Source organism: Niallia sp. MER 6, assembly GCF_023714395.1.
Taxonomy (GTDB): Bacteria; Bacillota; Bacilli; order Bacillales; family Cytobacillaceae; genus Niallia.
In genome coordinates, this window is the sequence record NZ_JAMAUK010000010.1 from 145,671 (window position 1) to 160,136 (window position 14,466).

Sequence of the window (14,466 nt, forward strand, 5' to 3'; positions counted from 1 at the left end):
GTTCATTAAGTATGTTATAAGCAGGACGATGAAAAAAATAAAGAAATAAACCTTTTGTTTCCTTAGGTATTGCACAGTTTTACTAAGTTAAGTATCAGGCTGTATAGAAATAAGCTGCCCAAATAAATGATGTAAACTCTCATAATGTGCAGTGTCTTCAAAGACTAATGCTCGTTTCTTATTAAGTAATTATTCTTCTGACAAAACATTTGTACTCAAAAATCTTTAAGAGATTCTTAGTATAATTCCCCTAGCATACCATTAAAACCTCCCTTTTCACTTACTTTGAAAGGTGCACTATTTTATAAGTGCACCTCTTTTTCTTGTTTTAAATATTCTTGCAAACAGCTGTATTAATGTCCTTCATGCATTTTCATCATTTTCTTGTCAGGTCTTATAAATAGGTAAATGAGCGGTAACAGAAGGGGACAAGCGGCAATATATTATTAGGGAAGTAAATAATATTTTGATGGAAGGGGATAACATTATGCATCTTCATTTAGATTTTGTTTTATTTGAAAAGCATAAGAAAAAAAAGGACGGAGAGAAAAAACATCATCATCATGATGATTGTAAATGCAAGCATAAGCATGATCACAAATGTGACAACAAATGTGCAGAAGGTATTAAAGAAGAATTGAAAAGACTTCGAGGCCGCCTTGTTAAAGTAATAGTAGATGGTGGATATTTCATAGGTTTAGTTGGCAATGTAGACTGTGATAAATTGATTTTAGGTCCTGCTCCTTTCTATTATCCTGTAACTATTTCACTTTGTGAAATTAATGGAGTAGTAGAATTGCCATACTATCCTTATTTCAATGGAACAGAAGAATTATCTGTTGCTGATCAACTAGCAATGAACTTTGCTGGTGCTCCAGAAGTAGAAGAAGAAGAAGAATAATATATGCAAAAAGCAAGGATGTACTCTTATGAGTGCACCCTTGCTTTTTTTTGTTACCCTATCAAGTGAAGGCAAAACTCCAAGTCAGCCTGCAAATGATCTTTCATCAGTTGTTCTGCTTTTTGCCCATCTCTAAGCTTTATTGCTTCAAATATCTGTTCATGCTCATCGATGAGATGAGGCCGGTTATAAAACACAACCGTTTTTCTAAAAAGATAGATGGTAGACTGCATACGATCGATAATATCAATCATGACAGGATTATTGCTTGATTGAACGATGATTTCATGAAAACGCTCATTTGCTTTCATGATTTCGTCCACTGTTCCGTTTCTTCCAATCTCGACACATTCTAATAATTCTTCCAGCTCTTTTTCTTTTATGTACGATGCAGCACACTGGGCAGAATAGCCTTCAAGCAAAATGCGGACTTGAAACATGTTGCGCAGGTCCTTTTCAGTCGGCTTCACGACACGTTTATTGACGATTAATCCTTCATGCTCTAATTTACGGATAGACTCCCTGATTGGTGTTCTGCTAACTCCTAATTCGGCGGCAATCTTTTCTTCCACAATTTTTGTGCCACCAGATAATTCACCGTTTAATATCTTGTCCCGCAGTATCTCATATGATTGATGATAAGCAGGCCGTGAACGGTTATTTCCAAACATAGCTTCACCCTCCAAGAACAACTACTATTTACAAGTATCTTACCAAACAATAGAAAAAATTAATACTTAGATAATATTTTTGTATACAAAAATATAAAAATTGTATACATTTTTTATGTAATCGTGTACAATAGGGTTGTAAATAACTGAAAACGATTGCAGTAGTTGTAAAATTCACACTGCATTCATAATAAAAAATGCAAATGCTTACAGTATAGAGGAGGAATAAATATGGAACGAAAAGTTGGTTTTATTGGATTAGGAATAATGGGGAAACCAATGTCGTTGAATCTTATAGAGAAAGGTCATACGCTTACGGTTTTTGATCTTAATCAGGATGCTGTTGCACAATTGCAAGCAGCCGGTGCATATGCCGCAACTACCGCTAAAGAGGTTGCTGAAAAGTCAGATGTTATTATTACAATGCTTCCTGCGTCTAAACATGTAAAAGAAGTAATACTTGGAGAAAATGGTATTTTGGAAGGTGCAAAACCCGGTTCTGTCATCGTTGATATGAGCTCTATCACACCAAATGTCTCACGTGAACTTGCAGCAGAAGCTGCCAAACTTGGGGTGGAAATGCTGGATGCGCCTGTTAGCGGCGGTGAGCCAAAGGCGATTGATGGAACATTGTCCATTATGGTTGGCGGTAAGTCAGATGTATTTGAAAGCGTTAAACCTATCTTGAATGGTATGGGAAAGGATATTGTCTTAGTGGGAGACAATGGCTGTGGTGTAACAGCCAAGCTTGCTAATCAAATAATTGTAAACCTTAACATTGCAGCAATGTCCGAGGCTTTAGTACTGGCTGCAAAAGCAGGTATTGATATTGAGAAGATGTATGAAGCAATTCGCGGAGGACTTGCAGGAAGTACGGTTCTTGATGCTAAGGTGCCTATGATTCTTGAAAGGAATTTTGCACCAGGCGGCAGCATTGCAATCAATATGAAAGATATTACAAATGTTATGGATACAGCCCATGAAATTGGTGTGCCACTGCCTCTTTCTAGTCAATTGCTGGAAATATTCCATGCATTAAAAACAGACGGAAAAGTGAATGATGACCATGCCAGCATTGTCCGCTATTATGAAAAGCTAGCTAATACTGAAGTAAAGAAGGTTGAGAAATAATGGAGAGCTTGCGCTTGAATGCAGAATACCTTAACCAACTTCCAGCAGTAGACAAAAAGGCGGCAGACCAATTAGCAGCAGCGGCATTAAAGGAACTAAACAAAAAAATCATTGTTCTCGATGATGATCCGACAGGTGTCCAAACAGTAAATAATATTTCTGTTTTTACTGATTGGTCTAAAGAAGCGATAGAGGCAGGGTTTCAAGAAGATTCATCCATGTTTTTTATTCTAACAAACTCACGCGGATTGACAGTAAAAGAAACAGAAGAAGTTCATCGTGAAATTGCTGGATATATCCTTTCGGTTGCATCCAAACTGAATAAGGAATTTATAATTATCAGCAGAGGGGATTCGACATTACGCGGTCATTATCCCCTTGAAACAGCTGTTATCCGCAAGACACTTGAAGCGGGCTCCAGCTTAAAGATAGACGGAGAAGTAATCCTTCCCTATTTTAAAGAAGGCGGACGCTTTACGATAAATAATATTCATTATGTGCAAACAGGAACAGAGCTGATTCCTGCTGGTGAAACGGAATTCGCTAAAGACCGTACATTTGGCTATTCCAGTTCTCATCTTGGAGAATGGGTAGAGGAAAAGTCAAATGGGGAGTTTCCAGCAAAGAACACATTATATATTTCCATTGAGCAGCTTCGCGCACAGGAAGTTGATAATATTGCGGAACAGTTAACTGCTGTGACTGATTTCAACAAGATAGTTGTCAATGCAGCTGACGAAGCAGATGTAAAGATATTTACTGCAGCACTCGTTAAAGCAATTCAGGCAGGAAAGAATTTTCTGTTTAGAAGTGCAGCTGCTCTGCCTAAAGTAATCGGCGGTGTGCAAGACAGGGGCCTTTTGACAAGAGGCGAACTAGTCAAGGAAGAAACAACTAATGGCGGTTTAATAATAGTCGGCTCTCATGTAAAGAAAACGACAGAGCAATTGGATAAATTAAAAGAGCTAACATCGATTGAATTTATTGAATTTCAAACAAACTTAGTGCTTGAGCCAGATAAGTTTCAAGCAGAGTGTGAGCGTGTGATTGAAACAGTCGAAAGCTTGATTACTGCAGGTAAAACGGTAGCAGTTTATACGAGCAGGAAAAGGCTGGACCTTGGGGAAAACAAAAAAGAAGAAGAATTGAAGCTTTCTGTGTCTATTTCAGATGCAGTGACGTCCATTGTCACAAAGCTGAAGGTAAGACCTAATTTCCTTGTTGCCAAAGGCGGCATTACCTCCAGTGATGTAGGAACAAAGGGTCTCGGGGTGAAAAGAGCAACAGTTGCCGGACAAATCAGACCGGGAATTCCAGTATGGATTACTGGAGAAGAAAGTAAATATCCGGGGATGTCTTATGTAATATTCCCAGGGAATGTCGGTACAGTCGATGATCTAAAGACTGTTGTCCAAATATTAGGCACACAAGCATAAATCACATATAATCATGGAATGCCGATTACGGCATTCCAAAATTACAGAGGGAATCGAGGGAGAAATATGCCGATCGTATATATATGTATAGGGGTAGCGCTTTTGCTCTTATTAATGGTTGTCTTTAAGTTAAACGCTTTCATATCGCTGGTGATTGTTTCGCTGCTTGTAGGGGTTATGGAAGGCATGGCGCCAATCGAAGCAATGGAATCTATTACAAATGGTCTTGGAAGCACCTTAGGGCATCTTGTTTTAGTTATCTGTTTCGGAGGTATGCTAGGTAAACTGATGGCTGATTCAGGCGGTGCTCAGCGAATTGCCACAACCTTGATAAATTCGTTTGGGAAAAAGCGGGTTCAGCTCGCAGCAGTTTTAACTGCAGGTATAGTCGGTATCGCACTGTTCTTTGAAACAGGTGTAGTGGTGTTAATTCCGCTAGTGTTTACGATTGCTGCACAAGCAGGTGTCCCAATTCTTTATATCGGAATGCCGGTCATATCTGCACTGATTACGATGCACGGCTTTGTACCGCCACACCCTGGGCCAACAGCTGTTGCAGCAGTATATGATGCAAATATCGGAAAGACATTATTATATGGTGTGCTAATTGCAATACCAGCGATTTATTTAAGTGGTCCACTTTATGTGAAGACATTTAAGAAAGCAGATTTAGAAGTAGAAATCCCAAAAGGATTATTTACTCCGAAGCATTATAAAGAAAGTGAACTGCCGAGCTTCGGTATCAGTGTGTTTACAGCATTAATTCCAGTAATACTTATTGCTTTCCAAGCAGTGGTGGAAATTGCTATGCCGAATTCCTCCTTACTGCCAGTCGCCCAGTTTTTAGGAGATCCTGGTTTTGCCTTATTAATTGCAGTTATTGTGGCTATCTTTACTTTTGGCTTAAACCGTGGAAAAAAGATGCCGGAAATCATGAAACTGATTTCTGAATCAGTAAGCAGCATTGCTATGATTCTATTGGTAATCGCAGGGGGCGGAGCATTTAAACAAGTGCTGATTGACACACATGTCGATCAGTATGTGGCAAACCTGATGGAAGGCTCAACGATGTCTCCGTTAATTTTAGCTTGGCTGATTGCTGCGATTCTTCGTGTTGTCCTTGGTTCAGCAACAGTTGCAGGACTAACAGCTGCAGGTATTGCCGCACCTTTAGTTGGTGCTGCCCATGTTAGTCCAGAGCTAATGGTACTGGCGACTGGAGCTGGTAGTATGACATTCTCCCATGTGAACGATGCAGGCTTTTGGATTTATAAGGAGTATTTCAACCTTTCAATCGGAAAAACCATCCGTACATGGTCTGTTATGGTTACCATTGCATCCTTAGTTGGGCTTGCAGGTGTGTTAATTATCAACATGTTTATTAGTTAACGTGTTTCTACTATTTAAAAGTTGATAAGCTTATAAATTGATAGAGCTGCAATTTAGGAATTTCTAAATTGCAGTTTTTTTTGTTGCAAAATACAGGTCCTATTAGCAAAAGCTGTCTAATTAGGATTCTATTCCTATATAAATCCTCCATAATCCTTATTATAATTTTTGGTAGATAGGCTAATATACCTAAGAGGAGGGATGATTAAATTGGGAAATAGAAATACTGCTATAACGTACCATGATGAAGAGACCTTCCATTACAGGCGGAAATCTTCCAGAGAATTAATTAGCCATGTGGCATCAGCATGTGATATTCGTGATCAAAAAATTATGGGCCATCTAAGCAGAGTGCAGGAATTGACTAAGATGCTCATAAAGGCTTATAACAGAAACAGAGAAGTACTTAATAAGGATTATTACAATAGCATTGCTGACTCAAGCATCCTACATGACATAGGAAAGGCGCGAATTCCGGTGGAAATACTGTATAAAACAGGTGAATTAGATCATTCGGAAAGAAATATGATGAATATGCATCCGATAATTGGCGCAGCCATGTTTAAAGAAAAGACCTTTAGAGTGCTGTATTGTGACAATCTAGTATTAAAGGTAGCGGAGAACATCATACTATATCATCATGAAAGATGGGATGGCACAGGGTACCCATATAATTTGAAGGGTTATGAAATACCGTTGGAGGCTAGGATAGTAGCTATTGCAGATAGCTATGATGCATTAACGAATGAAAGATCCTATAAGCAAGCTTGGTCAAAGGAAAAGACACTACAATATATATATGAACAAAAAGGGAAGCAATTTGATCCAGACATTACAGAAGTATTTTTGGAAGTCATTTAATAGTAGCTATAAGTTCCCCGCTGTAAACTCCAGTTTAACGCGCAGCTTACATCATTATTATTCTGCAGAAAAAAACTCTGATATATATTAATCCATGAATGAGAGGCTGGTAAAGAACCAGCCTTATTTTTGCAGCCAATTTTACATAAATAGAGGGTTCATTGGAATAATAACTTCTAATGATTTTAAATATTAGGAGGATACTATTGGCGAACTTAAGAGAAGAATTGCCAGCACTTATGATTTTGGATGTACAGAAAGGCTTTGACGACCCGTACTGGGGAAAGCGGAACAATCAGCAAGCTGAAAAAAATATAGCACGCCTTCTAACTGAATGGAGAAACAGAAAAGGGCATATTATTTATTCGCAGCATATGTCTGTGCAGCCGGATTCTCCCCTTCATTATAAAAATAAGGTGGGAACACAGTTTAAAGACAGTATACAGCCACTGCAACTGGAAACTATCTTTCAAAAAAATGTAAACAGTGCCTTTATCGGTACAGGTTTAGAAACATATCTTAAAGATCAGCAAATAAAATCTGTAGTTATCACTGGACTGTCCACACAGCATTGTATTTCTACGACAACACGAATGAGTGGAAATTTAGGATATCAAACTTTCCTAGTGTCTGATGCCACAGCAGCATTCGAAACGACCGATCAAAAAGGTAATTATTATGATGCAGACTCTATCCATAATTATGAGCTTGCCATGCTCCAGAACGAATTTGCGACAATTCTTACGACAGAGGAGATTTTGAGTGAATGGAATAGTTAACAAAAATCCCTTAAATAGTTATGGGATTTTTGTTATGCGCGAATCCTGTATGGTTTGCTTATCTTCGCCCAGCTTAGCCATGTAATCTATTAAGAAATGGAGGATAATAAGGGGAATAATCGAGCCAAGGCCAGCATATAAGATCGAAAAAACTAAGCCAACAATTGCTGTCCGCAATACACCTGACAATAGCCCCTGATACGTATGAGCAAGTCCGAATAAAAGAGATGCAAAGATGGCAACAAACCAAATGGACAGGTTTGGAAATAAGTAAGAAAAAGCAAAGAGTAAAAAGCCGCGGTATATTATCTCTTCGGTAACACCTGCCGTAATAGAAACGTAATTCCAAAGCTTTTTCTCCTTCTTACTTACAGGCATTATTGCAAGAAACTCGGACTTCTCCTTTTGTTTGTTTTTTGCTTCGGTTAGATTTGTCCGAATATTACTACTGACATGGTATCCAATCATATAATAGAGAATAGCCATAATATAGACGCCAGTTAAGGCAAAGACGATATAGGTAATAAAAGGACCAAATACATCTGTGTTAATAGTAGGTAAGGTAAATCCGATTTGATTAAAGGTAACTTCGGTGAAAAGGACTAAGAGGATAATATAAAGAGTAGGGACCCACAAGCCAACAATAGTATGAATATAATACTTCTCTCTGGCATGTGCAATGGTTGTGACATTTACCTTGAATTTCTGAAAATCAAAATATCCAAAAATAGGCTCATACACAAACAAAAAAACAATCATTATCCAAAGGAATATTTCCATGTAAACCTCCTAATTTTTGTTTTCCACTTTATTTTTATTCAAGAAGGAATGTGATATTCCTGCTTTTCATACAGCTGTATTATTTTAAAGTATTGAAATTCAGCAAACTGTGCTGATTAAGACCAGTTTTTTAGATAAGCATTGAATTAAGATTAAAGACCTTTAAGTAAGATGTAGAGTGATGCTTGTATTGTGATAGATATTTATTTATGCTATAGTATCACCATGCTTTTTTAACTGCTTTAAAAAGGTTTATGGTGGTGAATGGAATGAATGAATTATCAGCAACTCCAAAATCGATGAAAAAAATGATCCTAACTGGAATTCGCAAAGCCCTTCTTGAAGCAGGAAGTGCAACGAAAGTGGAACTTAGTAATACATTAGGTATCAGTTTTCCGACTATCAGTAAATTCCTAGCGCAAATGGAAAAGGACGGGGAAATAAACTTAGTCGGATTAGATGATTCAAGTGGGGGAAGAAGAGCTAAACGCTATTCGTATAACCCAGAATATATGTTAGGCTTGGCGATCTTTCTAGAAGGATCAGAAACCAATTACACGATTTTTAATTGTATTGGAGAAATAAAGGAAAATGGAACTACTCCAAGTGTGCTAAAAGAGGATGGACTCACCTCTCTAAATATATATATTGAAAGCATGATGGAGAAGCATCCGAAAATAAGATCGCTTGCTGTCGGGGTGCCAGGTTCTGTTGATAATGGACGGATTTTTTATATACCAGGCTATGAATCCTTTCAAAACTTTGATTTAAAAGGTTATTATGAAGAACGGTTTGACATTCCTGTTGTAGTGGAAAATGATATGAATGCTGCTGTTCTTGGTTATCACGCAAATATGGGGATGACAGACAAGCATTCCTTAGTATATTTGTATTTTGGTCAAAACGGACCAGGAGCAGGTATTATGATAAATGGCGATGTAGTTAGAGGAAACACCTTTTTTTCAGGTGAAATTTCGTTTGTTCCCCAATATAATGATAAGAATTTTCAGCAGGCGATAGAAAGTGAAGCTAGAAGCAAGGTAATGATAGTGGAGGACCATCAAATCGATGCAACAAGCAGACTAATTGCCTCGTTTGTATCAATTCTTAATCCGCATACAATTATATTTTATAATGATGAAGTGGATAAAGAGAGCTTAGAACACATAGCAACATGCAGCGCAAAATATGTTCCTTCCGAACATCTGCCGGAACTTACAGTTAGTGATTGGAAAAAAGATTATTTATATGGGCTCCAAAGTCTTGCATTGGATCAACTTATGAAAGACTAACAATAAACGGTGTTGTCAATTAAACTCACTCTTTAATAGGAGCAGGTTTTATAGACAGCACCTTCTTTCAGTTGGGGCAAAAACTTATTCGTTTGTAATAAATTTCAAGTGCCAAGGCAATAGAAAACCGAATGCAAATACATAGACAATAATGGAGATATATCCGTTCCAGCCTTTAAATGTCATATAGCCAAGCTGAACCATTCCAAATTGAATTAAAAAGGCTGCCAGAGTAAACCAGGAAGTTAACATCCATTTGTTTTTCGAATGGAGGAAATTCAAAAAAAGAATCGAAAGGGAGGTTGGAATTAACGTATAGCTCAAAATATCACCGAGACCTGCTTTTTTAGGATTGCCTATATCAAATAAGTCGAATGCCCTTGCGAGAATCCCGTCACTGAGCCAAGTAGCAAATCCAACTACCCCGAATGTAATATAAATATCTCTCCATGAAATCTTCTTAGGTATAATAAGTACAGAAAGAACCAATACGATGCTTACAGTAACTGGGAACCATAAGCCCTTTGAACTTAAATCTAGATTATCAATAATTTCATGCATGCTGTAACCACCCTTAAGATTTGCCTTTATTTTCTGCAGATGGTTTTAGGAATATACAATTTTTATGGAAAAGGAAAAGCACAGTTATCAATTGATAACTGTGCTGCTTTTTTATTGTTTTTTAGAATTTGATAATGAAATCCCTGTGAATCCATAAAAAATCGTAATGAGCGGACATAATAGACAAAACAGTGCAAATAGAGCATAGTCTGCAACAGAAACGCCAAGTACAGAAGACAAAAATACGCCACAGACACCCCATGGAACGAGGGGATTAACGACTGTTCCCGCATCCTCAAGCACCCTTGAAAGATGCTTAGGCTGCAAGCCGGCTTTTTTGAAGTTTTCTTTAAAGGCATTACCAGGCAGCAGGATAGATAAGTATTGCTCTCCAAGAATAAAGTTAACGGCAATTGCTGTTCCTGCTGCAGAGCATACTAGTAAGGAAACACGGTGCAGCATATTTTGGACTACAGATAATAAGGCAGGTACAATTCCAAGTCTGAATAACAATCCGCCCATACTTAAAGCAAGCAAAATGATGGATATGCTGAACATCATACTTTCAATTCCGCCTCTTGACAGCATAGAATCTACTTCTGCAATGCCGCTTGTTGACTTGTAGCCAGAGTATAGTAAATCAAGTATTGCATGAAAACCTAAGCCATTATTGACCCAAAAAGAAATAATTAACGCAGAAATTGTTCCAGCGAACAATGTGGCAATTACAGATACTTTTTTGAGTGCCAGAATAGCTAGTAAAATTAGCGGAATTAGTGAGTACCAATGCACAAGGTTTAGATTCAATAAAGTATCTTTAATTTCATCTATCTTTTGAATGCTGTCTCCAGTTTTACCTGGTGAAATCAATAAATATACAAGGAACGAAATGATAAATGCAGGAACTGTTGTCCATGCCATATCTTTAATATGTTCAAATAAGTCTGTATCTGCAACGCTTGCTGCAAGTGTTGTTGTATCAGATAAAGGTGACATCTTATCACCGAAAAACGCTCCGGAAATTACAGCGCCAGCAGTGATGGCAGGCGATATATCTAAAGCCGTGCTTGCTCCGATAAAGCCTACTCCAATTGTAGCCGCTGTAGTAAGGGAACTGCCGATACAAATACCGATAATAGCTGTAACAACGAAAACAATCGCAAAATAGAATTTACCTGAAACTAATTCAACTGCTAGAAAAATAAATGTCGGAATTGTTCCGCTTGCCATCCAGCTGCTGATTAGCATTCCTATAAAGAAGAAAATCATAATAGCACCGAGACCAGGTTTAACACCTTCTACCATTGCCTGTTCCAAATCGCGAAAGCTAACTTTTTTAATCGCTCCATAAACTAACAATAAAGCGATACCTGTCATGATAGCAATATGTGGGACAACCTCTACCCCAATTATCAGGTAACCAAGGGCCCCCATTAGTAATATCGTAATAAACACTGCCTCCAACGGACGGATCAACAGTGTATTTTTCTCAAAATCCATACCTATTCCTCCAAAACTCTTTAAAACTTGCTGCTTATGATTTATTAAAGTCAGCTATCTAGTAAAATAGTAACTTTCTTATTTAAACGCTTTTAAGCGTTAAAGCGAACATGCATTACGATACACCATATTTGTCGCTATGTCAAAATAATTTTTTCGTTGTTTGAGGATGATAGTGTGAGAAGTGCGAACGCTAAGTCTCTACGCAATATGCATAAAATGCAGTCTCAAATCAGAATAATTAGTAGAATGATTTCATGAAAAAGGGAAAAACTAACTGGAAATAGAGCAGAATGGTGGAAGAATACATGTCTGAGTATTTGGAGGTAACAGCTAGAACAATAGGCTGTTTTTTTCTATTGTATATAGGCACAAGGATCTTAGGGAAACAGCTGATTTCACAAATGACAAATATCCATTTTATTGCTTCTATCTCCATGGGTACGATTGCAGCAAATTTAACGTTCAATACTCCTATTAAAGTCGCTAATTTTATTCTGGCATTTGTTATTATCGTTATGATTGCTTTAGCAGGGGTTACAATGTCTGCAAGAAGCAAAGAGGCACGGAAGTTTTTTGGCGGGTGTCCCACACCTGTTATAAAGGATGGGCAAGTTTTAGAAGAGAACATGATAAACCTCCATTTTACAATAGACTATGTAAATCAGCTGCTGCGAGAGAAAGACATTTTCAATATCGAGGAAGTTCAGGATGCAATAGTAGAGGCAAGTGGAAAATTGTCTGTCTTAAAAAAGCCTCTATATAGGGAAGTTACAAAACAGGATATAAAGATTGCTGAAGCAGAGCAGACAAATCGCCCAGTTGAGTTAATTGTCGGAGGAGCAGTGTTGGAAGCAAATCTTATGCAACACAATCTTTCCTTGCTGCAACTCGAGCTGGACAAACAGAAACTACTCTTGAATGAAGTTGATTATGCAGTAATAGGTTCTAATGGGAAGGTGTATATATTAAGCAATAAGGATTCTAAACAGTAAAAAGCAAGAGTTCCATTCGAACTCTTGCTTTTTACTGTTTAATGGCTTGTATTAGGGCTCTCTGCCATCGCTAAATCGTTTTGATAGGCAGTTAGAGCCAATTCATATCTGATTTTTTTGCTGGCTTCCACGAAATCTGTTTCATTTACAAGGCCAGATATAGAATATTTATGCCCCATGAAACCAACATTCAGCTCCGTAATTTCATTGAATTGAAATGGTTCGACAGGAATGCCGAATTCATCCTTCAATAAATAGTGACGATATTTATCATTGCAGGTTTTTGCTAAATCCTCCATCACTTTAAAGGCAGCATCTGGGTTTTGTCTATAGTTGAGGATGAGGCTTTCGTTAACCCTCCGCCTTCCCCTCGTTCCATTCTGCAGCTCGGTAATGTTGCTGTAGGAAACGGTATAGAGGTAACCGTCATACTGGCGGATTTTCAGGTGGCGAATGCTAATTTCTTCAATTTTCCCTTGTTTATCTCCATTGATAATAACATAGTCCCCGTGATGCAGCTGACGTTCAAATAAATATGTCAGTCCCATAATATAATCGCGAATAATATGCTGTAGAATCAATGCCAAGGCACTCGCTAATACAACTGACCCGGTTATCAGTCTATCCAGTTCAAAGAAATGGCTGAGCAAGTAAATAAGGAAGAATACCAGTCCTATAACCTTTGTCACCTGATTGGTGAAATGCATCAAAGTTTCTTCCCGCTTTTCATCTAAAAAGCTTGTTTTGTCAAAAAATATTTTTATGAACTTTCTAATTAAAAAAACTGTAAGTATAATGAGCAGTGCTACTGCTGTCAGTCTAACTGGAAATTTCTCGAATAGTTCTAAGATAAACATAAACTCACCCTTTTGCTTAAACTAATAAAGGAGAGAAAAATTCTTTCCTAACAAAAATTAACGATAGCATGTTTTCATAAAAAATAGAAGCGATATTCATTAATGGTGTTAAGTTAATTATAATGAAAGGGATAGGAAGATAAAAGCTGCTAATAGAAGGGGATTGTTCCGTGTTTTCAAAGTTTATTGATCATTATGCATTATCTGCATTACATAAAAAGAAAAGCTCAACCACACAATTTGCCATACCAGTCTTACCAACTGAAATAAACAGACAGGATTTCTACCAACCAGACAATCCTAGTTTTCAGACAGAAGTAACTGCAGATTATCAATCTAATACATATAGCTTTACCTCCTTCATTGCCACAGAATACCCTAATAATGATTTTATTAAAGGGGAAATGTTTTTGCAAAATAATAAGGGGGTAACACCAAATATAATCTTGATTCATGGCTGGAGAATGAACTCATACAGTAAATTAAAAAGTATTTACCATGATAAGATGTCAAGCTTAGGTTGGAACCTGTACTATTTTCCATTAGCCTATCACATGGAAAGAACTCCTCCTCCATCTCTGTATAGCGGGGAATTTATGATAAGTGCAAACTTGGACAGAACGGTGCATGCAACTAAACAATCGATTGTTGATTTAAGAACATTGATTCACTGGATTAAACAAACACAAGAGGGGCCGATTGTGTTAGTTGGTGTTAGCTTAGGAGGATGGATAGCGAATCTTGCAGCAACACAGGAGGCTGAAATTGATGGAGTTATTTCCGTCTTTTATGCCAATAGACTATCTCATTCTATCTGGAATACAATTCCTGGGAAATACATTAAGGCTGATTTCCTGAACAATGGAATAGGCTTTAAAGAACTGATTGAGCACTGGGGAATTACCGATCCAAGCGGGTCGCTTCCTAAAATAAAGAAAGAGAACATCTTATTAATTTCAGGAAAACACGATCAATATATCTCACTAGAAGACGCTGATCACTTGTGGCAAAGCTGGGGCAAACCAGCAAGACATGTATATAATTGCGGCCACTCAGGAATTGTCTTAAATAAAAAGAGAATAGCAAAAGATACTATTTCCTTTATTCAAGAGCAAGTTTTAAAGACCTTTAATAAGGAAGATTAATATATTAAGAAAATAATAGTAAATATAAAAGACTGCATTTTGGTAGTGACCCCTTAAAGTTAGAGTTTTTATTACACAGCTAATTGGCTGGCATGAGTTCGGAATTTTACCGGACTCATGCCGGCCAGTTTTTGTTTAATTCGATCGTTGTTATAGTAATGGATGTAC

The 14,466-nt window shown here is 37.5% G+C and carries 15 protein-coding genes; 9 read left to right on the forward strand and 6 right to left on the reverse strand.

The genetic code is table 11. From position 1 onward, the window contains the following. The first annotated feature begins 487 nt into the window (after positions 1–487). Positions 488–901, forward strand: coding sequence for a hypothetical protein (locus tag M3600_RS14550; RefSeq protein WP_251646526.1), 414 nt, complete (start codon positions 488–490; stop codon positions 899–901). 53 nt (positions 902–954) lie between these two features. On the opposite strand, the gene M3600_RS14555 is transcribed toward M3600_RS14550, so the two are convergent. Continuing rightward, positions 955–1,572: a GntR family transcriptional regulator gene (locus M3600_RS14555; protein WP_233318154.1), complete on the reverse strand. Its 618-nt coding sequence runs from the start codon at positions 1,570–1,572 to the stop codon at positions 955–957. Positions 1,573–1,803: 231 nt separating this feature from the next. On the opposite strand from M3600_RS14555, the gene garR reads away from it, so the two are divergent. The 5 genes from garR to M3600_RS14580 all read left to right on the forward strand — a co-directional run bounded on the left by garR (position 1,804) and on the right by M3600_RS14580 (position 7,168). Further along, positions 1,804–2,703, forward strand: a complete 900-nt coding sequence (gene garR, locus M3600_RS14560; protein ID WP_233318152.1) for a 2-hydroxy-3-oxopropionate reductase — start codon at positions 1,804–1,806, stop codon at positions 2,701–2,703. An 8-nt stretch (positions 2,704–2,711) separates the two neighbouring features. Further along, complete coding sequence (locus M3600_RS14565) at positions 2,712–4,139, forward strand: four-carbon acid sugar kinase family protein (RefSeq protein ID WP_396953815.1); 1,428 nt, start codon at positions 2,712–2,714, stop codon at positions 4,137–4,139. A 66-nt stretch (positions 4,140–4,205) separates the two neighbouring features. Further along, complete coding sequence (locus tag M3600_RS14570) at positions 4,206–5,528, forward strand: gluconate:H+ symporter (RefSeq protein ID WP_251646528.1); 1,323 nt, start codon at positions 4,206–4,208, stop codon at positions 5,526–5,528. A 210-nt stretch (positions 5,529–5,738) separates the two neighbouring features. Beyond that, entirely contained in the window at positions 5,739–6,389 is a 651-nt protein-coding gene (locus M3600_RS14575) for an HD-GYP domain-containing protein (RefSeq protein WP_251646529.1), read from the forward strand. Between the two features lie 239 nt (positions 6,390–6,628). Then, positions 6,629–7,168: a cysteine hydrolase family protein gene (locus M3600_RS14580; protein ID WP_233318255.1), complete on the forward strand. Its 540-nt coding sequence runs from the start codon at positions 6,629–6,631 to the stop codon at positions 7,166–7,168. A gap of 18 nt (positions 7,169–7,186) precedes the next feature. Here M3600_RS14580 and M3600_RS14585 read toward each other — a convergent pair whose 3' ends face one another. Next, positions 7,187–7,948 (reverse strand): CPBP family intramembrane glutamic endopeptidase, encoded by a 762-nt coding sequence (locus M3600_RS14585; protein ID WP_251646531.1) that lies wholly within the window; start codon positions 7,946–7,948, stop codon positions 7,187–7,189. A 269-nt stretch (positions 7,949–8,217) separates the two neighbouring features. Here M3600_RS14585 and M3600_RS14590 point away from each other — a divergent pair, with 269 nt between their 5' ends. Further along, entirely contained in the window at positions 8,218–9,240 is a 1,023-nt protein-coding gene (locus tag M3600_RS14590; RefSeq protein ID WP_233318142.1) for an ROK family transcriptional regulator, read from the forward strand. An 84-nt stretch (positions 9,241–9,324) separates the two neighbouring features. Here M3600_RS14590 and M3600_RS14595 read toward each other — a convergent pair whose 3' ends face one another. Further along, positions 9,325–9,801 (reverse strand): hypothetical protein, encoded by a 477-nt coding sequence (locus M3600_RS14595; protein WP_233318140.1) that lies wholly within the window; start codon positions 9,799–9,801, stop codon positions 9,325–9,327. 111 nt (positions 9,802–9,912) lie between these two features. Further along, on the reverse strand, positions 9,913–11,301 hold the full coding sequence (gene nhaC / locus M3600_RS14600) for a Na+/H+ antiporter NhaC (protein WP_233318138.1): 1,389 nt from the start codon (positions 11,299–11,301) through the stop codon (positions 9,913–9,915). A gap of 308 nt (positions 11,302–11,609) precedes the next feature. On the opposite strand from nhaC, the gene M3600_RS14605 reads away from it, so the two are divergent. Next, the gene (locus M3600_RS14605; RefSeq protein ID WP_237943276.1) at positions 11,610–12,296 is read left to right on the forward strand and encodes a DUF421 domain-containing protein; all 687 of its coding nucleotides are present in this window, start codon (positions 11,610–11,612) and stop codon (positions 12,294–12,296) included. A 38-nt stretch (positions 12,297–12,334) separates the two neighbouring features. Here the strand turns inward: M3600_RS14605 and M3600_RS14610 are convergent, their stop codons facing one another. After that, complete coding sequence (locus M3600_RS14610; RefSeq protein WP_233318134.1) at positions 12,335–13,153, reverse strand: mechanosensitive ion channel family protein; 819 nt, start codon at positions 13,151–13,153, stop codon at positions 12,335–12,337. A 170-nt stretch (positions 13,154–13,323) separates the two neighbouring features. Between M3600_RS14610 and M3600_RS14615 the strand changes: the two genes are divergently transcribed. Further along, the gene (locus M3600_RS14615) at positions 13,324–14,298 is read left to right on the forward strand and encodes an alpha/beta hydrolase (protein ID WP_233318132.1); all 975 of its coding nucleotides are present in this window, start codon (positions 13,324–13,326) and stop codon (positions 14,296–14,298) included. A 71-nt stretch (positions 14,299–14,369) separates the two neighbouring features. Here the strand turns inward: M3600_RS14615 and M3600_RS14620 are convergent. Next, the coding region (locus tag M3600_RS14620; protein ID WP_251646543.1) for an IS3 family transposase at positions 14,370–14,466 on the reverse strand (97 nt) is incomplete at its 5' end.

What these genes read in the sequence shown, in the direction of transcription:
- garR (WP_233318152.1), top strand. Translation starts at nt 1,804, where the DNA reads ATGGAACGAAAAGTTGGTTTTATTGGATTAGGAATAATGGGGAAACCA.
- M3600_RS14570 (WP_251646528.1), top strand. Translation starts at nt 4,206, where the DNA reads ATGCCGATCGTATATATATGTATAGGGGTAGCGCTTTTGCTCTTATTA.
- M3600_RS14610 (WP_233318134.1), bottom strand. Translation starts at nt 13,153, where the DNA reads ATGTTTATCTTAGAACTATTCGAGAAATTTCCAGTTAGACTGACAGCA.
- nhaC (WP_233318138.1), bottom strand. Translation starts at nt 11,301, where the DNA reads ATGGATTTTGAGAAAAATACACTGTTGATCCGTCCGTTGGAGGCAGTG.
- M3600_RS14585 (WP_251646531.1), bottom strand. Translation starts at nt 7,948, where the DNA reads ATGGAAATATTCCTTTGGATAATGATTGTTTTTTTGTTTGTGTATGAG.
- M3600_RS14580 (WP_233318255.1), top strand. Translation starts at nt 6,629, where the DNA reads ATGATTTTGGATGTACAGAAAGGCTTTGACGACCCGTACTGGGGAAAG.
- M3600_RS14555 (WP_233318154.1), bottom strand. Translation starts at nt 1,572, where the DNA reads ATGTTTGGAAATAACCGTTCACGGCCTGCTTATCATCAATCATATGAG.
- M3600_RS14595 (WP_233318140.1), bottom strand. Translation starts at nt 9,801, where the DNA reads ATGCATGAAATTATTGATAATCTAGATTTAAGTTCAAAGGGCTTATGG.
- M3600_RS14605 (WP_237943276.1), top strand. Translation starts at nt 11,610, where the DNA reads ATGTCTGAGTATTTGGAGGTAACAGCTAGAACAATAGGCTGTTTTTTT.
- M3600_RS14590 (WP_233318142.1), top strand. Translation starts at nt 8,218, where the DNA reads ATGAATGAATTATCAGCAACTCCAAAATCGATGAAAAAAATGATCCTA.
- M3600_RS14550 (WP_251646526.1), top strand. Translation starts at nt 488, where the DNA reads ATGCATCTTCATTTAGATTTTGTTTTATTTGAAAAGCATAAGAAAAAA.